Source organism: Nitrobacter sp. Nb-311A (assembly GCF_000152905.1).
Taxonomy (GTDB): domain Bacteria; phylum Pseudomonadota; class Alphaproteobacteria; order Rhizobiales; family Xanthobacteraceae; genus Nitrobacter.
The window spans coordinates 36,794-55,894 of the sequence record NZ_CH672425.1 but is presented as its reverse complement, the minus strand read 5'-3'; the positions used below and the strand labels follow the sequence as shown (position 1 = coordinate 55,894).

14 protein-coding genes and 2 pseudogenes are annotated in these 19,101 nt (G+C 58.7%); 7 read left to right on the top strand and 9 right to left on the bottom strand.

Translation table 11 applies throughout. The features are described from left to right. On the top strand, positions 1-523 hold a 523-nt coding region (locus tag NB311A_RS19280), incomplete at its 5' end, for an ATP-binding protein (RefSeq protein WP_009800348.1). 9 nt (positions 524-532) lie between these two features. On the opposite strand, the pseudogene NB311A_RS20950 reads toward NB311A_RS19280, so the two are convergent. From NB311A_RS20950 to NB311A_RS21460, 5 genes and pseudogenes are all read right to left on the bottom strand, one after another. Then, positions 533-1,023 (bottom strand): annotated as a pseudogene (locus tag NB311A_RS20950) (transposase); the annotation flags it as partial. 469 nt (positions 1,024-1,492) lie between these two features. Continuing rightward, the gene (locus NB311A_RS19265) at positions 1,493-2,311 is read right to left on the bottom strand and encodes an AMP nucleosidase (RefSeq protein WP_009800346.1); all 819 of its coding nucleotides are present in this window, start codon (positions 2,309-2,311) and stop codon (positions 1,493-1,495) included. 1,345 nt (positions 2,312-3,656) lie between these two features. Continuing rightward, the gene (locus NB311A_RS19255) at positions 3,657-4,574 is read right to left on the bottom strand and encodes a DUF808 domain-containing protein (RefSeq protein WP_009800343.1); all 918 of its coding nucleotides are present in this window, start codon (positions 4,572-4,574) and stop codon (positions 3,657-3,659) included. 1,190 nt (positions 4,575-5,764) lie between these two features. Then, positions 5,765-5,899 carry a hypothetical protein gene (locus tag NB311A_RS22965; RefSeq protein ID WP_009800341.1) on the bottom strand — a complete coding sequence of 45 codons (135 nt, stop codon included), beginning with the start codon at positions 5,897-5,899 and terminating at the stop codon, positions 5,765-5,767. 2 nt (positions 5,900-5,901) lie between these two features. Further along, positions 5,902-6,097 (bottom strand): annotated as a pseudogene (locus tag NB311A_RS21460) (IS630 family transposase); the annotation flags it as partial. Positions 6,098-6,416: 319 nt separating this feature from the next. On the opposite strand from NB311A_RS21460, the gene NB311A_RS19240 reads away from it, so the two are divergent. Continuing rightward, entirely contained in the window at positions 6,417-8,699 is a 2,283-nt protein-coding gene (locus NB311A_RS19240) for a DUF4157 domain-containing protein (RefSeq protein ID WP_083780531.1), read from the top strand. A 309-nt stretch (positions 8,700-9,008) separates the two neighbouring features. Here the strand turns inward: NB311A_RS19240 and NB311A_RS19235 are convergent. Together NB311A_RS19235 and NB311A_RS23280 are read right to left on the bottom strand one after the other, a co-directional pair. Then, positions 9,009-10,360 (bottom strand): IS3 family transposase gene (locus NB311A_RS19235; protein ID WP_086008686.1). Its coding sequence is split into 2 segments (ribosomal slippage): positions 9,009-10,024 and positions 10,024-10,360, totalling 1,353 coding nucleotides; the frame shifts between segments, so codons are not numbered across the junction. Positions 10,361-10,853: 493 nt separating this feature from the next. Next, positions 10,854-11,063, bottom strand: coding sequence for a transposase (locus tag NB311A_RS23280; protein ID WP_009800335.1), 210 nt, complete (start codon positions 11,061-11,063; stop codon positions 10,854-10,856). Positions 11,064-11,367: 304 nt separating this feature from the next. On the opposite strand from NB311A_RS23280, the gene NB311A_RS19215 reads away from it, so the two are divergent. The 3 genes from NB311A_RS19215 to NB311A_RS19205 all read left to right on the top strand — a co-directional run bounded on the left by NB311A_RS19215 (position 11,368) and on the right by NB311A_RS19205 (position 15,319). Beyond that, on the top strand, positions 11,368-11,589 hold the full coding sequence (locus tag NB311A_RS19215; protein ID WP_009800334.1) for a hypothetical protein: 222 nt from the start codon (positions 11,368-11,370) through the stop codon (positions 11,587-11,589). Between the two features lie 108 nt (positions 11,590-11,697). Next, positions 11,698-13,047 (top strand): radical SAM/SPASM domain-containing protein, encoded by a 1,350-nt coding sequence (locus NB311A_RS19210; protein ID WP_040676155.1) that lies wholly within the window; start codon positions 11,698-11,700, stop codon positions 13,045-13,047. A 31-nt stretch (positions 13,048-13,078) separates the two neighbouring features. Continuing rightward, positions 13,079-15,319: a TOMM precursor leader peptide-binding protein gene (locus NB311A_RS19205; RefSeq protein WP_009800332.1), complete on the top strand. Its 2,241-nt coding sequence runs from the start codon at positions 13,079-13,081 to the stop codon at positions 15,317-15,319. Between the two features lie 560 nt (positions 15,320-15,879). On the opposite strand, the gene NB311A_RS19200 is transcribed toward NB311A_RS19205, so the two are convergent. Next, on the bottom strand, positions 15,880-16,905 hold the full coding sequence (locus tag NB311A_RS19200) for an IS110 family transposase (protein ID WP_040676154.1): 1,026 nt from the start codon (positions 16,903-16,905) through the stop codon (positions 15,880-15,882). Between the two features lie 182 nt (positions 16,906-17,087). Between NB311A_RS19200 and NB311A_RS19195 the strand changes: the two genes are divergently transcribed. Beyond that, the gene (locus tag NB311A_RS19195; RefSeq protein ID WP_009800329.1) at positions 17,088-17,297 is read left to right on the top strand and encodes a transposase; all 210 of its coding nucleotides are present in this window, start codon (positions 17,088-17,090) and stop codon (positions 17,295-17,297) included. A 344-nt stretch (positions 17,298-17,641) separates the two neighbouring features. Next, positions 17,642-17,920 (top strand): hypothetical protein, encoded by a 279-nt coding sequence (locus tag NB311A_RS19190; RefSeq protein ID WP_009800328.1) that lies wholly within the window; start codon positions 17,642-17,644, stop codon positions 17,918-17,920. On the opposite strand, the gene NB311A_RS19185 is transcribed toward NB311A_RS19190, so the two are convergent. Continuing rightward, positions 17,898-19,016: a hypothetical protein gene (locus NB311A_RS19185; protein ID WP_009800327.1), complete on the bottom strand. Its 1,119-nt coding sequence runs from the start codon at positions 19,014-19,016 to the stop codon at positions 17,898-17,900. The genes NB311A_RS19190 and NB311A_RS19185 overlap by 23 nt on opposite strands. Positions 19,017-19,101 lie beyond the last annotated feature (85 nt).

Below are 19,101 nucleotides of genomic sequence, written 5' to 3'. Positions count from 1 at the left end.
GGCCATCGCAATCGCCAGAAGCTGCATCCGATCCGGCGCCCGCGGTCGCTTCTACAACGTGGTCGACCTCGTCAATCGCCTCGAGATCGAGACCCGTAACGGACGTCAGGGCCGGCTTGCCGAACATCTGACCCGGATGGACTTCATCGTGCTCGACGAACTCGGATATCTGCCCTTTGCCCAATCCGGCGGCCAGTTGCTGTTCCATCTCGTCAGCCGGCTCTACGAGCGTGCTTCCGTCATCGTCACCACCAATCTCGCCTTCGGCGAATGGCCCAGCGTGTTCGGCGACGCCAAGATGACCACCGCGCTGCTCGACCGGTTGACCCACCACTGCGACATCGTCGAAACCGGTAACGACAGCTGGCGCTTCAAAAGCCGCGACGACGATCACGCCACCCGCGCTCGTCTCGTCTCCGCAATCCCGGCCAGCTCCGACGAGTCGAGCGCTACCCTCAAACCACGCCGCGCGAAGGGGTCAAAATTGAACGCCGATACGGGGTCAAATTTGCGAGCCGATTGACACCTCAGACCTTAGCATCGCCGTGATCCGGCGATAGCCGTAGCGGCCATACCGGGTGGCGAGCCTGATGATATCGGCAGTCAACCCCGCGTCGTCGGCGTGCCCTGTTGGCTTCTTGCGCTGTGTCGAACGATGCTGTCCGAAAACCCGGCAGGCAAAGCGTTCCGATACACCAAGCTTCGCCATGACATGATCGATGCAGCGACGGCGACGGGCGGGGCTCAGAAGTTTCCCGAGGCAGCCTCTTTCAAAACCAGCTTCTCAAGCGTCAGATCCGACACCGCCTTGCGCAGCCGTCCGTTCTCCTTCTCCAGCTCCTTCAATCGCTGCACCTGATCCCTCTTCAGGCCGCCAAATTCCTTGCGCCAACGATAGTACGTAAACTGCGTCACACCGATCGAGCGAACCGCTTCGCCAACCGATCGGCCTTGTGACAACAGCACATCCACCTGGCGCAGCTTCGCAACGATCTCTTCGGGTTTGTGCTTCTTCTGGGGCATTCCAACGTCCTCCTATGGCTCAAAAACCTACTTCAGGGAGGACCACCTTTCAGGGGGCAGACCAGCTTACGTTGCGAATCGATTCCGGCGAAAATGCCGATCCGGATGGGCCAGAGACCGGACGAATGTAACCATGTGACAGATGTGACAGACCTGGCGATGTGATCGATCAATGCTAGGCCCGACCACTTTTCATTAAGGCTATGACCTCTTGCGTTGCCGTGAAGCGTAACCGCACGTGTAACCCATCTTTTAATGGCAGCACGCGTAACCAATTTGCCTCCTTTGAGGCAATTTGAACGCGTGCGAATGACATCGACGTTCACTTTTGCACTCTGACGGAAAAATGGCCTCCATGGGCGTCAAAGCCTCTTCAGCCCGTGGATATCGTTGAGCTGGGACGGGACCGCTTCCAATCATGGTCGAGCCCGCGCCGAAATACAGCGTCGCATTCAACACTCTATCGCCTTTATGGCTTATTCGGTTCTTCGAAATCGCTTTCGAAGCGCAGGTGCTTCACGCTTCGGCCATGACGCCGCACGAGTTTGAGGGCCTCTATCCCAATCTTGATGTGTGTTTCAACATAGTTCTCGGTCACAGCTAAATCCGACGCTTCGGTTTTCACACCTTCAGGGATCATAGGCTGGTCGGACACGAGAAGCAGCGCTCCGGTGGGGATGCGATTGGCAAATCCCGCAGCAAAGATAGTCGCAGTCTCCATGTCGATCGCCATGCTCCGTGTGCGACGCAACCGCTCCTTGAAAGCATCATCATGCTCCCAGACGCGACGGTTTGTTGTGTACACGGTGCCTGTCCAATAATCATGACCCAGGTCGCGGATCATGGTTGACACTGCGCGCTGCAGTTGGAATGCGGGCAGCGCAGGAACCTCCAGCGGAAGATAATCGTTCGAAGTGCCTTCGCCGCGAATGGCCGCAATGGGCAAGATCAGATCGCCCCTCTGATTCTTGCGTTTCAATCCGCCGCACTTTCCGAGAAATAAAACAGCCTTTGGGGAAATGGCGCCCAAGAGGTCTATCACGGTCGCGGCATTAGGGCTTCCCATACCGAAATTGATCAAAGTAATACCATCGGCAGTCGCGTTAGGCATCGGTCGATCCATTCCCTTGATCGATACGTCGTACTGAGCGGCGAACCAGGCGACGTAGGTGCCGAAATTCGTCAAGAGAACATATTGTCCAAATTCACTAAGCGGCGTGCCCGTGTAACGCGGCAGCCAATTTTCGACGATCTCTCTTTTCTCTTTCAGTTTCTTCTCCCACGTCAAATTGTGCCCAGCACCGCTGGCTCCGTATCCGTGATGACCTGATAAATGGTGATACTCTGTTGTACCATCGGGAGCTGCATATCAATGGGACATTGAGAGAGCGGGCGGACACCCCAGTCCTGACCGAAAAGTGTTTCACGAGCGCAGCAAGGCTGAGGCTCCTAAGTGGCAGGCAATGGCACGGAAAGACGCGGGCCATCTCGAACCTGTAATTGAGATTCTTGATGCCTTCCTTCCCTAAAAATCGGCGCTCATATCGAGCATAGCGCGCCCATTTTTCCACCTGATCATTCCGTATTACCTGCGGAATGCGTTATGGAGAAGCTGCCGCATCTCCCCTTCGAGAACGTCGAATACGACGTTTGGACCACTGGCAGTTCGCACCTGCAGCTACGAGAGCCTGGGTTTAGGCTTGGACTAATCGGCCACTTCCGTATCTATCCAAAGCTGCGGCTGCTGGCACCACAGAGCAGGGCGGCTCGAAACAATTCCGGTTCGACGGCCCACTCTTATGGAATCATTCGTTTCAACGCAGCGGAATCATATTTGAGCCGGATTGTCATGAGGCTAAATGCACGTAATCAATGGATCCTGCGCTCCCCTATGGATGGCGGATGGTCGTCGGCGGTCCACGGAAGCAAGCGCTGTAATGAGTATGAAGCCTCCCCAGTACGAAGATTCCACTGTAAGCGATAAATGGCTGGCCATCGCCAACCCGAGGTTTCCACAAAACTAACAAGTAAATCCTGAGCATCTCGCCGCCCGGCTTCCTTCTCGGGTTCGACCAAATAGACGGATGGCGTAACCATTTTCGAGTCGTGCACCTTCAGTTTGAGTAGAGTCCGTCGCTTACGGAGACGGTGCGAGCGGTTCGGTGGAACGCACCCTGACTGCGATCAGTGGCCGGCATAATTCGGCGGGTGGGCGCAGGCGGCTGACGGTCACGGTCACGGTCATTACGTCGGTCTTTCGTACGCCTGTTTATTGGTCCTCTTGCGCCACTTTTCCTCACCATTATCCGGCGAGGTATCGGTGCAAAGTCGCTTTGTTTCCACCTCTGGCCACGGCGTCTTCGCCCTATCGCGCCTGTCCAGGCGCTCGCTCGTTGCGACCTGCGCCTTGATGGGGCGGCTTTCGCCACCGTCGTTATCGTCCGCCACTGGAGTCTGAGGCTGATCGAACGTTCTTCCTCGTCAATCTCGCTCTCGGCCTCCTCTTCGAAGCGGCGCTCGTCGTCTCGGGCATGGCCGCTCAACTTCCATGTGCCGCACTTGGGACCCCTCTGGCCTTCGTCATGTGAGAAGGCGTCTTAGGGCTCCGTTTATGCAAAAGTTTGAAAGCGGTCTCAGTGCTTCCCACTTGGCTTCAAATTCGTTGCCGCGGCAGGGATCGTGCCCGCAAGGATTCCGACAATTCCTGTGCACAAAGCGGCGACCGCCCATTCCACTATAGAAACGCTACCGCCGGCAGCGACCGCAAGGTCGTGTATGATCTCCTCCGGCATAGCGAACCCAAAGTGGGCGAGCCCATGTATCAGAATCCCGCCTCCCACCCACAACATTGCAGCGGTGCCGATGAACGACAGCGCGGTAAGTAGCAGAGGCATCGCTCGGACAATCGCACGGCCCAAACCCGCGGCGGTTCCGCCCGACCTCCACAAGCGCAAGCCGACATCGTCCATTTTCACGATCACGCCGACCACACCATAGATCGCGATGGTGACGACGACCCCGACCAACGCCAACACCAGTGCCTGAGTGCCGATTGAGGCCTCCGCTAGCTCATTCAATGCGATGACCATTATTTCCGCTGAAAGTACAAGATCGGTTCGGATCGCGCCGCCAACCAGCCGTGCTTCAAGTTCGGCAGGGTCGTTTATCCGGGCGACTTCCTTGATCGCCTTTTCACCTCTAAGCGACTTGATAATCTTTTCGACCCCCTCGAAGCTGAGATAGACGCCCCCGAGCATCAAGATCGGCGTCAGCGCCCATTGAGCGAATGCGCTTAATATTAACGCGGCCGGCAGGATAAACAGCAGCTTGTTACGAAGAGATCCGATCGCGATCTTGGCGATGATCGGCAATTCGCGGGCGGGCGGCAGTCCAACGACATACCCTGGCGTGACCGCAGCGTCATCGATCACCACGCCTACCGTCTTGCTGCCCGCCCTTGTGGCAGCAGTCATCAGGTCGTCAGCCGATGCTGCTGCAAGTCGTGCCAGCGCGGCCACATCATCGAGTAACGCTACCAGACCGCCTGCCATGCTTCTCCTGTTGTTCGCCTCCTAGGTCACAAACCCATAAGCGGCATTCCGTTTTTGGTCGAAGGGCGATTCAAGCGTCGAGCAATGAAGGAGTAACACGGCCCGGTGCAGCAGCGTTCCAAGAGTTCGTCCCGACAGGCAGCAAATCGCGGTCAAGAATTCCATGCTAGCAGCAAGGCCGCCCCCTCAGGGCGGGGTGCACTGACAACCGGCAGATTCCGGCCAAGGTAGATAGCGGAAACAGATCAGTGAGTTTTGAGCGCTCCGGTTTAATGATCAGGGCTTTTGTCTCTGCTCCTCTGATTCTCATGTGAATCTCTCAAACCGTAGCAACTGTAGCAATGCATCCCCGCGATTGTGCAAGCTGGAGCCGCCAACCTTCGCGAGATGTAAGAAGAGCGATCCGCTATCAAGGGAGATGATGCCGGCGTCGCGGTCACAGAGGTTACGCAGTGAAAGGTTTTTCCAGCCTTTCTAAAAAGGAGCCCCAAATCGCTCGTTCGGGGATGGCTATTGCCCACGCTTGCTCAGGTGCTTAAGCCAAAAAGACGGTCTTTTTTGTGCGCCTATTTATTGAGTCCTCTTGCGTCACTTTTCCTCACCATTCCCGGGCGAGGTTAGTTGCGATGGTTACGGTAGACTGGACGCCATCGTGATGCTGATTCCCGTGGGCAATGACGAATGAACCTGCATCCCGAACCGATCGACAGAAGGGTGCGCCCCTCAGACCAGCATCTGACAGAGGAGACGAATACATGCCAGTACTCTGCGACTTTACAGTTCTGAATAAGCCAGGATCGGGTGGACTTGCGGGCCGTGACGGCAGCTTCGATCGGCCCTATGTCATTGGTGACAATCTCACTACGGCGTTCCGGCATACATTCAACACAGGGGGTCGGCACCAGTCGCCCGGCCTTCTGACCTTGATGGTGAGGCGGCTGACCCGCGGATCCGCACGAGTAGCGATCCACAGTTCGCTGAACGGCGAAGTCACCATTGGACGGATCCAGGCCAGTTCAGCATCCCATGGAGAATTTTGGCGACATGAGCAGTTCGTCATTCCCACGAATGTCCTGAGCCCACGCCTCGTCTGAGGTCAACACGCTAGTTGTCGGACGGGTCGATGATGGTCAGCCTGGCGGCGGCCAGTTCGACGACTTCGAAGTCAGGGATATTGTCTGCTTCTTCCATCAGAAAAATTGAGCCGATGTCTGCGCCGACGACTTGCGTATGGTCGGCGGCGCACTTCGTTTTCTAGGCAGCCCCGCGCTGGGCACGCGGGCGCCGCGCGACAGCAGCGCGAGTATCACATCGGTGGCGATCATGGTCTTGATCCAGTCTCGTCCATGAAGACGAGGCGCTGAGGATCAAGGCCAGGCTGCCACGATAGCCAGTATCGCCGTCGGCGGGCCACATTAAGCCGGCCTTGTTCAAGAGCGAACAGCTTTTTTTGAATCGCAGCCCCTCGTGGCGCATGAACAGCCACACCGCATGTGCGAGACCTCGACCCCGCGCGCCGCCAATGTTAGGAAAGGGCTGCGGCCGAAGTCCAGGGGACCGAAGCCACTCATCGAGATGCGCAGCTGTATATGTATGCCGCGCCTTCTTTATAAGCTCCTGTTGCTGCTATCCTCGCAGAAGCTGCTGCGCTTCCGTCCGCAGACGTGCGGCCTCCTGAACGCAGTGTTGAAGTCGCGGTATTCCCACCCTGGCGAGGCCTCCGGCGCCGACTTGCCCAGTTCTTTCCAGCGCGGTATCTTCAGTCGGCGCGCAACCGGGCTCAACCGCTTGAGCGCGGCGCGGGCAGCATGATTGCCGCTCATCCTTTTGGAGGGAAACGCTATGGCGTTCGTTTCCAGAGCCCATTCGGATAGCACACCCATCAGCGCGCCTCCCTTAAAAGCAACCGCAGCGACCCGACCTTCGCTAAGCTTCGCCGGCAGTGTCGGGCGAGATGAGCTGCACATCGGCGCGATTGACGATCCATTAGAGCGCGAAGCAGATCGGATCGCCACCGCCGTTCTCGCTGGTAACGCAGTGGGAGCCGTAAGCAGCGCGCCGATAGCGGCTCCGCAACGGAAATGCGCGCAATGCGATGAAGAAGAAGATGCAAGCATCCAACGCAAGGGCTCGGATAACTCTAGTGGTCGCGTCGCGCGGTCCGACGTAGCTGCGGCGGCTCAAGCGGTTTTCAGTGGTGGCGCGCAGCTCACGCCCAGCCAGCGCGCCTATTTTGAACCAAGGTTCGGACGGAGTTTCTCGGACGTGCGACTCCATTTCGATGGCGCAGCCGCATCGGCCGCCGATAAAATAGATGCGCGCGCCTTCACGCTCGGTAAGGATGTCGCCTTCGGGCGCGGCGCATATGGACCCGAGACGGCTGGCGGCTGCTGGCTCCTCGCGCATGAATTGGCTCATGTCGCGCAGCAGAGAGGTACCCATGCGCCGATGCTGCAACGCGAGCCAAAGTCCAAAGCCGACATGGAGCGCGAAGCCGCCATCGAGCGCGCGCGCGCGGCGGGCGCATTCTGCACAACGGCGCAGGACGAGGCGCAATTCGACGCCGAAGAAGCGCTCCGTCTCAAACACGACAAGAGCAATGACGCGAACTACGCCGTCTTGCTCGGCAGGAAAGACAGGGCGTTGATCCAAAAAAGGCAATCGGTATCGGTGCAGCTATCATCGGAGATTGCAACGAAGACGCGCTTTTTCAAGGATAAGGCAAAAGCTAGCTATCTGCAGATGGTTGGCAACGCCGTGATCGATTTTGGCGGGTCGGACGCGGGGATGGTGATTATGGAGACTTGCGCCAGCGAGATCAAAATAGAAAAGCCGCAGTCTAGCGGCGATCTATTCGAACAATACAGGCGCGATATCCATGGTTTGAACTGCGACATCGCCAAACGCGAATTCATGCTGCAATATGAAGACGAGCCTTGGAATACGCGATGCATGAAAATCAACACCGATGAGGAGTACTCAAGCAATTATTTCGATCGAAACATATCTAGCGCCGTTGGCTATGCGGTGCCGGGGACGACCTGGGAAAATGTCCAGTACGACAGCTTCCACGTCCTGCTCGTAAAATACAAGAACGGCACGTCAGAGTACTTCGTGCTGAACGACGTCGGCGATTTTCACTATGGGCACACAGCGTCTGTCATACTCGACCATTTATACATAAAGAGAAAGAATGGATTGGTGTATCCCGCGACCAACGGGAAGATATATTTCCATCAGAATCTAACTCCCAACATCATCTCATATAAAAACGGCCTCAAATATCAAGTCAAAGAACTGCAGCAGCTTTACAGCCTTCTGCAGGTGGGCGGGACCTTTGCCTCGATCTTGGGATTCTATGGCGCGGCACAAGGCAGCTTCAAGGCTTCGATCGGCGCGTTCAGACGAACGGGCCCGGCGGTGCTTCCTGGCCGGCCCCTACCGGGCATTGGCGTAGGACGATCGCGATCGTCGAGCGTCGGCGGCCAGACAGGTGGAGCGGTCGGGGGTCCGAAAATCACATCACAAATGGGCGAGGACGCCGGCAAGGGAGCGCCCAAGGGAAGGCTAGGAGGCGGCGCCGACGCTCCGAAAGTTTCGACGACGGCGGGCGAAGAAGGCGCCTTCAAAGGCGATCCCAAGAGCAAGACATCCGGCCGCCGCGACCCAGGCGCAAAGGCCACATCGACCGTCGAGCAAGGGCAATCCGCGGGCGACAGGATAACGACCTCCGGTGGGGGGCGGGGCGAATATAGACCCCTTAGCAAGAGTCCGGACATAGGAGTGCTGGAAGTCAGAGACGACGGCTCGGTGAGCATCGTCTCGGCGAACAGAAAGGACGAGCTGGCGCCTGGCGTAATGGTCGGAACGCACATCAATCTGGCGAACCACGCCAACGGACTGGGCCCGGCGACGGAAGGCGCGGCGCGCTATCGCTTTTATATGTCGAATGGAAAAGTTGACAATGTCCAACCCCTGAGCAGGTCTCCGCAAAGCCCCGAGCGGGTCGGCGAGATCGAGCGCGCTCTGCGGCGAAATCGTCTCCTGTCCGACAGGCTGACCATCATCGACCTTTCCGAGGGAAAAAACGACGCGTCCCTGAAGAAGACCATTATGTCCCGATAAGTGGACGTCGCCGCCATGACGCACGAAGCCGATGCACATTCGCCCGAACAGCGCAGATGGCTTAACGCTCGTCCTCGCGAGGATCGGCACCTAGCTAGACAAAAAGGGAAGAGGCGGATGAGGAGACGCTCGCCCCCATCTATTAGAGACTTTCACCGTTCCACAGAAACGGTGAAAGTCTCTAGCTTTGACGCGTTTTCTTCACGCGAACCGGATTCCACTTCGCTCGAAAACGCTATGTCCGTCGTCAGAACATTTGGCGCAGATGGCTGCCTGATTTAGCGGAGTGTCGGCCTCTGGTTGGTGATGTTAAGCGGCGAGCTTGCGGTGTTGCAAGCGCCTGAATTGGATTGTCTGTCGTTTGATCCTTTCGCGTTGTTCGATGATGGCAGAGGCCCTACCGAAGTAGGCGTCGGCCGGCGTGACGTTGCTGAGACTCTCGTGATAGCGGCGATGATTGTAATGTTCGACGAAGGCCTCGATCTGGTGTTCGAGATCGCCCGGCAGGAAGTAGTTTTCCAGCAGGATGCGGTTCTTGAGCGTCTGGTGCCAGCGCTCGATCTTGCCCTGGGTCTGCGGGTGAAGCGGCGCTCCGCGAACATGACTCATACCGTTGGCGTAGATCCATTCAGCGAGTTCGGCCGCGATGTAAGACGGCCCGTTGTCGCTGAGCAGCTTTGGCTTGTGCAGCACCCTGGCGCTGTCGCAGCCTGATGCCGTGAGCGCCAGTTCCAGTGTGTCGGTGACATCCTCGGCCCGCATGGTCGTGCACAGCTTCCAGGCGATGATGTAGCGGGAGAAGTCGTCGAGCACGGTCGACAGATAGACCCAGCCCCAGCCGATGATCTTGAAGTAAGTGAAGTCGGTCTGCCACATCTCGTTGGGCCGCTTCGTCTTGTCCTTGAACTCGTCGGCAGCCTTGATCACCACGAATGCCGGGCTGGTGATGAGATCGTGGGCCTTGAGCAGGCGATAGACGGTGGCTTCCGAGACGAAGTAGCGCTTCTCGTCGGTGAATCGCACCGCCAATTCGCGCGGCGACAGCTCGGATTGCTCCAGCGCCAATTCGATGATCTGAGCCTGGATATTGTCGCCGATGCGGTTCCAGACCCGGCTCGGCCGGGAAGGACGATCCTCCAACGCTTCGGGCCCGCCTTTAAGGTAGCGGTCATACCAGCGGTAGAAGGTGCGCCGAGCAATGCCGAGCTGATCGAGCGTCTTCTTCGCGGGAACATGCGACTGCTCAATCATCCTGATGATCTCGAGCTTCTCGGATGCGGGGTATCTCATTCGTCGTCGCCCCCATCCGCGATCATACTTTTTTTGAGCAGACGGTTCTCCAGCATCAGATCGGCAACCGCCTCTTTCAAGGCACGGGTCTCACGGCGCAGGTCCTGAACTTCACCGGTCGTCGCAGCACGAGCCGTGTCGCCAGCCAGCCGCCGTTTGCCAGCTTCCAGGAATTCCTTCGACCAGGTGTAGTAGAGGCTCTGGGCTATCCCTTCCTTGCGGCACAGCTCGGCGATGCTGTCTTCGCCCCGAAGCCCATCCAGCACGATCCGGATTTTGTCCTCTGATGAAAAGTGCCGCCGCGTCGCACGGCGGATATCTTTGACTACGTGTTCGGCGGAGCGTTTGCCGCCAGTCGACTTCGTGCTCATGTTCGTTCCTTCGTCTGCGACGAGAACCGAACACTCCTTAGATCACACCATCAATTCTGTGCCATAGGTGCTGATCCCGGACAACGCCTATTAGTTCCGCGCGCTGCTCGATCTCAGCCAACCGCCGTTTGTCCATCTCGCGAGGCTACGAATGTCAGCGATTAAGGAGATTAAATAATCCCGGGGGGATAACGGTGCGGGGCTCAGGGAGTCTGGGGATGCCATGACCTCCAACCGGAGAAGCTGCCGAGCGTCACCTATCTCCAGCAGCCCGATGTACAGGCTGCGGTGCTGAGGGAGGTCGCGACCCAGTATCGCCCGGCCCAGATGGAACTGACCGGCATGACGGAACAACCCGACCTGGCGGCGGATCGAGAGCCGGTTGTGATCGGGGTCAATCATCATTCTCCTCCGATCCAGGCTCAGCGATCGAAGGCCTTGGCCAAAAAATCCCGCTCAACGACAAGCTGGCCAATCTTGGCGTGCAGCTTGGTCACCTCGCTTCCCGGCCGACCTGCGCATCAGCAGCCTTGTCGTCGAACGTCTTGGCCAGGTTCTCGATGGCCTGCCGTTTCCACTGCGTAATCTGGTTCGGATGAAGCTGGTGCTTTGTCGCCAGTTCCGAAATCGTCCGCTCGCCGCGGATCGCCTCAAGCGCAACCTTGGCCTTGAACTCAGCCGTAAATCGTCTGCGTGTCTTCATACCGGATCGTCCTTTTCATCGGGCGATCCACCTTATGCCCCTGTCTCAGAAACCGGCACCACCTCAAGACCAGCCTGCGTAGCCCATCGAAACCTAACTCGGCGAATTGCTACAGCGAATATCGAGATACATTTTAACGTTTAACGAACTAAATCCGATCATCGGGCATCACAGCTTGATCATAAGTAATCGCATACAGTGGAGCGGTCCATCACGGAGCAAACGGTGGCGGTTTTGGAGAAGATTATTTATTTGTTTTCGGCGCCGGGTGCGATGGGCGTCTTCAATTTGAAAGGATGCCAAAATGGCCGAAGAACTCGATTCTGTTATCGAAGCCCTTTCTAGTGCCAAGCTGAGTCTGAGCAAGGCAGTCGAACAAATGACAACCGGCACGGCGGCGTCGAGCCTTTCCGAGGCTCAGTTGAGCCGGCTTAAGGCGCTGTCGGACCAGAACACCGGTTGTCAGAACAGCGGCTGCGGTGGTGCGGAGGCTGCGCTGGCGGCGAAAGCCGGGGGCCGGAAGTAAGTCCGTTCGCCTCGTCCGGCGGAAGCCAATGTTATTCCGCCGGACGTTTCTGATGCGGGTACGCTGCTCGGTTTGATAACCGTGCTCAGCTGCTAATGAGGCCCGATCATGCAGAAGCTATCCTCATATGTTGTCGCATCACCTATATTCTCCGAGGATAACACACCCCTTCTAGTGGTTCTCGCCACCCGGACGGGCGCCGTTTTCGAGTTGCCGCTATCGATCTGGCAAGTCTTGCGGACGGGCGCATTCGAGAAACTGAACGCCAAGATCCGGAGCGAGCTGTCGGAAGCGGAAATACTCGTGCCGCAGGTGGAGGACGAGCTCGCCGTTGTGTTATCGCGCAATCGGGAGGCGATCCGGACCAATACTCATCTGAATTACGTAATCCAGCCGACCGCGCATTGCCAGCTCGGCTGTGGCTACTGCGGCCAGACGCATGAGCAAAGAAACCTCAGCATAGAGAATGAGGCGGCCATTCTGCGGGACGTCCGAGACAGACTGGATGCCGGGAAGTTTGCAGAGCTGAACCTCTGCTGGTTTGGCGCCGAGCCGCTTTCCGGGCTTGTGCAGATGCGCTCCCTGACGCCTCAGCTTCGCCGAATTGCGGAAGAAAGGAATGTTGAATACCGGGCAAGCATTGTTACCAACGGATTGGCAATGTCACGAAAGATAGGCGCTGAGCTAGTGAACGCACTCGGGGTTGTGTCTATCACCGTGTCGCTCGATGGAACTGCGATGTACCACGACCGGCGACGGCATACGAAATCCGGTAAACCGACTTTCAACCAGATCCTTGCGAACCTCGTTGCGCTGGCGGATACGATCGGCTCCGATCCGGTGGAGATCAAGGTCCGCTGCAATGTCGACCGGGAGAATGCGCCCGATGTCTTACGGCTGCTGCAGCGCCTGCATGACGAGGGGCTGCACCGTGCGGTCCAGTTCTATACGGCGCCGATCCACTCCTGGGGCAATGATGCCCATCGGCGGAGCCTTGACCCGGAGGACTACGCCCGCATGGAGCTGTCCTGGTTCGTGGAGATGAAACGGCTGGGCTTTTCGGTGCCGCTCGTCCCCAAGGTGCAGCATGTAGTCTGCCTTGCGGTGCAGCCGCAAGGAGCCCTGGTCGACGCGCATGGCACGCTCTTCAACTGCACTGAGGTCTCCTATGTGCCGGGCTACGGCACGCCAAACCGATTTGCCATTGGTGATGTCATGAATGGCGAGCGGGGCACGACGCGCGACGTCCTTGGTAGCTTCAACGATCAAGTTCAGAGCGGCGCCTTCGGCTGCAGCCGCTGCCGAATGCTTCCTGTCTGTGGAGGCGCATGTCCGAAGGAATGGATCGAGGGCCGAGTGCCCTGCCCCAGCTCCAAGCGCAATATGGCGGAACGGTTGCTTTTGGCGGCGGCTTTCAGTCGCACTGATTCGGCGACTGATCCGGCCGAGGCTGCCTAAGCGGTGGCGTGAGCCGGTTCGGAGAACGGTTATGCGGATCACGCGGGACCGTATTCATCTGGAGCCGGACGGCGTTCTGCTCATCGGCGTAGCCGGCCCGATCCTGATCCGGAGCGAAACGGTCAGGGAGATGATCGAAGCGCTTCTGGACTCTGCTGATCCGACTTCTGGAGAAGTCTACGGGATTCGGCCGCATGGCGGCCGGATGGAGGCATGTTACACTGAACTGACCCAGTTGCTTGAGATGGCGGGCGTGGCGGATGCCGGAAGTGGTGCGGCGCAGGCGCCACGCCCACGCGAGGGCCACGTGCTCATTGCTGGCAATGCCGATTGGGTGCCGGCCTTGGCCGAAGAACTCGCCCATTCGGGGATAGCGCACCTGTCGTTCTGGTATCCTGAGCCGGGTGGCAATTGCGACGCGGCAACCAGTTCGGAGGCTCTGCGCGGCAGGATCAAAATCATGGCCCCGGAATGCATCACTCGCTTGCACGCATGCGCCGACGGAGAATGGGATTTACCTCCGGATGTGGACCTCGTCGTCGGCGCGCTAGCCCCGGTCAGAGTCGGGCGGCAAGTCGAGCTGGAGCGCGCTTGCCGCGCTGTCAGGATCGCCTTTCTCGGTGCGGAGATCGTCGGCACGCGGGGATGCATCGGCCCGATCTCCCTTCCAGGCACCGTGGGTTGCTGGCTCTGCGCACGTCAGCGGCGCCGTGCCCATGACCCCGATCCCGAGGCGGTGGCGCGCGCCGATCATCTGACGGTTGCGAATTACCCACCTCTGCCGTGGGACGTGGCGCGGTGCTTCGGGCAATCGGTTGCGGTGGAGGTCCGGCGACATCTCTGGTCGACCGGTGAAAGGTCGCTGCGTGCACATGTGCGGATCGTCGACGTCTCCGGGCAGACCTCGGCGCTCCATGGCTTCGTTCCGATGCCCTGGTGCGGGACCTGTGGAGCAGATGATCCGGCACTACCGCGGCCGGACCTTTCGACCACCACTGGCGAGCCTGACGTGGAGACGATTCGAGCGGCATTCCGGGACTGGATCGATCCCGAAACAGGGCCGATTGTCGGGCCGGTCCTCAGGGAGCTGCCGCAGTTCGCGCACAAAACTTTTGTTGCAGTTGCGGAGATTGCCCCTTTCTGCGCGTTTGGAACCGATCCTACCCTACCGGAGCCAGCCTCTGGCAAGGGGATGACGGAGGGAGACGCTGTGCTCGGCGCGATCGGGGAAGCGTTGGAAAGATATGCCGCCTCGCGCTGCGATCTTGATGCTCTGGTCCAAGCCCGTATGGCCGAACTCGATGGCCAAGTGCTCGATCCGCGTCAGGTCGGAATGTATGATAAGGCACAATATGCCTCCCAAGGTTTTCCGTTCGCGCCCTTCGATCGCGATGCAGTTCATTTTTGGAGTTTGGCGAAGAATTTGCGGACCGGGGCGAAGACGTGGGTACTGGCCAGTCAGCTGTACTATAAGTTTCCGTCCGTGTTTTCGGATTTCGTCGCGCAGGTCACCTCGAGCGGGCTCGCCGCTGGAACGGACGTGGAAAGCGCAACGATGCGGGCCGTTTTGGAACTCATTGAGCGCGACGCGATCATGGTCGCGTGGCTCTGCCGCGAACCGGGGCGCCGACTGCCGCTCAATCTCTGTGACGCCGAAACCCGCTACATCGCCGGTGAACTGATGTCCGCCGGCGCCTCTGTCGCATTTCACCTGCTCGAGGGCGCGGGGAAGATCCCGGTGGTTCTGTGCGCAGCCACAGGAGACGGACTGTCATGGCCCGGTCTCTCCGCCACTGCGGCGGCGCATCCCAGTCTCCGGCATGCGGCCCGAGGGGCGGTGCTGGAGCAGGCTGTCTCGGGCTTCGGCCTGATGAGGATGCTGCGCGAGGGAAGTGGACCACGGCCAATGCGTCCGGAGGAGGTGCGCTACGGCCAGTTTCTCGACCATGCTTGCTACTATGTGCCAAAGCGAGAGGAAGAGTTGGCGTTTCTTCGAAACGCGCCGAGCTACGAACCGGAGGTGGAGAGCTATGACAGGCCGATTCCGAGCGTTGCTGAATTGGCGGCCCGTTTGGCCGGCGATGGAGTCGAAATCGCGGTGGCCGACCTTACCCCACCCGACGTGGCGCGCGCCTCCATCCATGTCGTCCGCGCCGTCGCGGCAGGTCTACAGCCACTTCATTGCGGTTTCGGAATGGAGGTTAGCGAAAGCTGGAGGCTTCGACATTGGCCGAGAAAGGCGCTGAACCCGGCACCACACCCATTCTGCTGACCGAACCGGCGTCCTCGTCGGTCGGCGCGTGTTCTGACTGAGAGACCTGTGCGCGGATGGATGTAGAGCGTTGATTTGAAGGATTATGGGCAAACGACTTTGTGCGTGATTTCGCCGGTGCTACGGGTTTGTCGTCATGTTGCTACCGTGACGATGGAAAGCGTGCGCTTGAGGTTATAGGCTGTCAATCGGCCCTTTAATTGCGGGTTGTTGTCAACTCTCTTTTTGAAGCCATTCGGCAAAGTGGTAGCGCTCGGCCCGACGGAGCAGGTCTGGGTTGCGCAGACGGGGCGAGCGCGGCTGGTGGATCGATAGCCAACTCGTAGTAGTGGGCCGATTAGCTGTCACCTGGTTTCAATGCGATCAGTTGCCCGTCGCTGGGGTCATGGTCCTTTCCGAGGTCGCAAGCGCCTCATGATGATGTCCGGATCGGGTGCCTCATCGTTTGCAACGGGGTGCGGACGAGCCGCCACCAGCCGATTGACCGAGGTCACCACGACCACCGTCCCAGCGGGACATCACCAGCCCGGCGGACCGGGCCAGGAACTTGCAAAATAAGGTCAGGCCGGCGCGTTGCCCCAGCCGAATGATGTGCCGTCGACCCAGATGCAGTGGAGGATGACAGCGATCTTGCGGGCGATAGCGACCTTTGCCTTTTTCATGCCGATCCGCTTCGCAAGTTTCATACCCCAGGCTTTGAGGGAGGACCATTTCTTTGTTCGATAAAGCAGAACGGTCGCCGCCTCGTAAAGGTACGTTCGGAGGAGCCTGTCGCCCCATCGGGATATCTTGCCACTAGTGTCAGTTTCACCAGATTGGTTGCGCCGGGGTGTGAGGCCGAGATAGGCGCCGACTGTCGAGGCCGATCGGAAGCGAGACGGGTCATCGATCGTATGGCGGAACGTCAAGGCGGTGACCACGCCGACACCAGGAACTGTCATCAGGCGACGCGTCGTCTCGTCCGACTTCGCCAATCGGCGGACCTCGTCGTCAAATTTGCTTTGCTGCTGGCAGATGAGCTCATGAATCGACAGGAGCGGCGCGATCACGCTGAGGAGTTGATGATCTTCTCCCAATAGCTCGCCGACCTGGTCACGGAACTGTTGGCCAATGGCGCGAGGGAATAGCAACCCACATTCCTTGATCAGACTGCGGACCTGGTTCTCGATATCCCGGCGTATGGACACAAGGCGGAATCGCGCGACGAGGATAGCTCGAACCTTCTGGCTCTCCTCACTCTTGATTTTGACTTCTCGATACCAACCAACCCGCACCAGTTCGGCAAGGCCCCGAGCATCGTTCTGATCGCTTTTGTTCATGCGAACCGATAGCGCTGCGTGTGCATGCCTTGCATCGATGCAAACGACGGGGAGTTCGACCCTACGAAGCTCATGCCAAAGCCAGCTCGCCATTGCGCCCGTCTCAAAGCCGATACGCTCCGCCAGTGGCGCATGTTTACGAAGTAACTTTGACAGATCTCCAGGATGAGACTTGGCCTTTCCTTCAAAAATTGCTTCACCCGTCTCATTGACTACGCAAACCGCAGCCTCTCTCTGCGAGACATCTAGCCCGACGTATTGCCGCATGACAGCTCCTCCGAATCGCTTGATTGCGAGAGGTAGACGATAACGGAGCTCTCGTGCCCCGAGCGCTGACCGCAATTACGTCATCGTTCGCAAATTTGACCCCGTATTGGAGTGGGCCCCTGGTGCCGGACAGGTAAGCAGAGTTGGATTGACCGGGTGGCCGGGCTTTTGGAGAAAAGCCCATGCCGAGACACCGATCCCACAGCGTTGAGTTTAAGCGCCAGGTCGCTCAGGAGTTTCTGAGTGGCGAGACGCTTCACGGCCTGGCCAAGCGCCACGACCTTTTGCGTAACCTGATCCGCATCTGGGTCGAAAAGTACGAGACCGGCGCGCTGGACGACGACGCGCGCGCTGCAGATCTGGTCCAGGAAGGTCGCGGGCGATCGCCCTGATCGTCTTGCCTTGATGAAGTGTTCGCGCCGTATGCGCGCAATCGTCTCCACGACCAGCATCTCCCACCAACTGCTTCGTTACAAAGCAGGCAGCGCAACAGACCAACCTTCAGGGGGTCAATTTTGAACGCCGATCCCCCGGCTCAGCGGGTCAATATTGCAGGCCGAATGACACGCTATCAAACCACGCCGCGCAAAGGGGTCAAAATTGAACGCCGATACGGGGTCAAATTTGCGAGCCGATTGACACGCTGACCTTCGCCAAGCGCGGCGGTCGCAAGCAGATTGTCCTACCCGACGGCACCTCGTCGTGGGTGCTACCACGCGCCCGTGTCGACAACACCATGGTCAAAGCTATCGCCAGAGGCTTCCGCTGGCGCAAGCTGCTGGAAACCGGCGTTCATGCCACCGTCGAGGACATTGCCGCCGCAGAGAAGATCAATGCATCCTATGTCAGCCGTGTCCTGCGGCTCACCCTACTGGCGCCGCACATCGTGGAGGCAATCATAGATGGCCGGCAGGGATCGGAAATCACGCTGGCGGCGTTGATGAAGCCGTTTCCGGTGGAGTGGGAGAGGCAATGTAGTTATCTTGCGATTTCTAAAGCGGATAGCGCAAGGTAGCCGCCAACGATCCTGCGCCCGGAATATCATTCTTGCGTGCGGCAATGACGCGAGCACCGCTGGTTAGTGCACGACGCATGATCTCATCCACAATTCCATAGGTGTCGGGCCCTTCCTCGCCAAAGACTACGGCTCCGGTATCCTCGTCGACGGTGCCATGGACGATCTCGTCGAAGTTCACCAGCAGGGTTTCTATTCCGCCAAACGTGGCAAGACGCGCTGCGTCCGAGATATCTGTGGTGGCCCGACGGTCATTGGCGCGTTGTTCAAACAGAGCCCTGACGCCTTCGATCTCCCGCGCGTAGGCGGCATCGAGTATGGGCCGCGCCGCTGCGGCGATCTCGCTCTCCGTCGAACGGTCATCGGTCACCGTCAGGGTTTCGGGGACGAGATTTGGATTGCTGTTGATCGAACGGAAAATGGCCGCCACCGGCTCATTCGCAGCCAGAATCAGTGGCACGTCGCGTCCCGCAAGTATCGGGCGAATGGCCGCATCCACCATGCGCGAATATTGTGCAAGCCGTACCTTCTGACCCTCCGACCCCATTACGCGGCGCAACGAGGTACGATTGTTAAGTGAGGAGACCTTGACCGCGCTGGCCGCATCCTTTGGCAGGTCCGGCACCTGCAGACGCTGCGGCGGCAAGTCAGGAAACACCTCGATCAGTCGCACATTGTTCTCGGAGATTGCCAGCACGAACGCTTCATTTGGGAAGGTGATGGCGCGCATCAGCGGCTTGAGTAAAAAGCGATCCGCCACTTCAATCGCCGACTGGAGTCGATTTGCCAGCCGGAAGGTCTGGATGGTGTCCGGCGTTGCAAAGATCGCGAGGGAACGCGCCTGAAAGCGCCAGAACTCGTCATCATCCAACAAATCGTCGAGCTGTTCCGCCAGGAGCGCCAGTCGCCGCTTGTCCAGACCACCGGCTTCAAGCTGGGCATAGGCCTGCTTAGCGAGATTGCCGGCCTCGATGCGCGAGGCCTCGACATCCTGGGTCAAAGGAGTAGTCGGAACGTAGATGGATACGCAGGCATCGGCGCGCACATCATTGAGCTTGCGCAAATCGGAGAGCGCGGGGATGTCGACATAGAGCATGGGTGATCCTTCGCTTCTTCGAGACAATCTACGCTTTCACTTAGTGCTCGGGAGATATGGTTGCAAACTGGCGGATCGGAAGTTT

Bases quoted from the DNA above. Each gene is read 5' to 3' on its own strand.
- NB311A_RS19185 (WP_009800327.1), bottom strand. From the start codon at position 19,016: ATGCTCTATGTCGACATCCCCGCGCTCTCCGATTTGCGCAAGCTCAAT.
- NB311A_RS19200 (WP_040676154.1), bottom strand. From the start codon at position 16,905: ATGCGGCAATACGTCGGGCTAGATGTCTCGCAGAGAGAGGCTGCGGTT.
- NB311A_RS22965 (WP_009800341.1), bottom strand. From the start codon at position 5,899: ATGATCGCCACCGATGTGATACTCGCGCTGCTGTCGCGCGGCGCCCGC.
- NB311A_RS23280 (WP_009800335.1), bottom strand. From the start codon at position 11,063: ATGAAGACACGCAGACGATTTACGGCTGAGTTCAAGGCCAAGGTTGCG.
- NB311A_RS19240 (WP_083780531.1), top strand. From the start codon at position 6,417: ATGGCGTTCGTTTCCAGAGCCCATTCGGATAGCACACCCATCAGCGCG.
- NB311A_RS19210 (WP_040676155.1), top strand. From the start codon at position 11,698: ATGCAGAAGCTATCCTCATATGTTGTCGCATCACCTATATTCTCCGAG.
- NB311A_RS19255 (WP_009800343.1), bottom strand. From the start codon at position 4,574: ATGGCAGGCGGTCTGGTAGCGTTACTCGATGATGTGGCCGCGCTGGCA.
- NB311A_RS19195 (WP_009800329.1), top strand. From the start codon at position 17,088: ATGCCGAGACACCGATCCCACAGCGTTGAGTTTAAGCGCCAGGTCGCT.
- NB311A_RS19215 (WP_009800334.1), top strand. From the start codon at position 11,368: ATGGCCGAAGAACTCGATTCTGTTATCGAAGCCCTTTCTAGTGCCAAG.
- NB311A_RS19190 (WP_009800328.1), top strand. From the start codon at position 17,642: ATGGTCAAAGCTATCGCCAGAGGCTTCCGCTGGCGCAAGCTGCTGGAA.
- NB311A_RS19205 (WP_009800332.1), top strand. From the start codon at position 13,079: ATGCGGATCACGCGGGACCGTATTCATCTGGAGCCGGACGGCGTTCTG.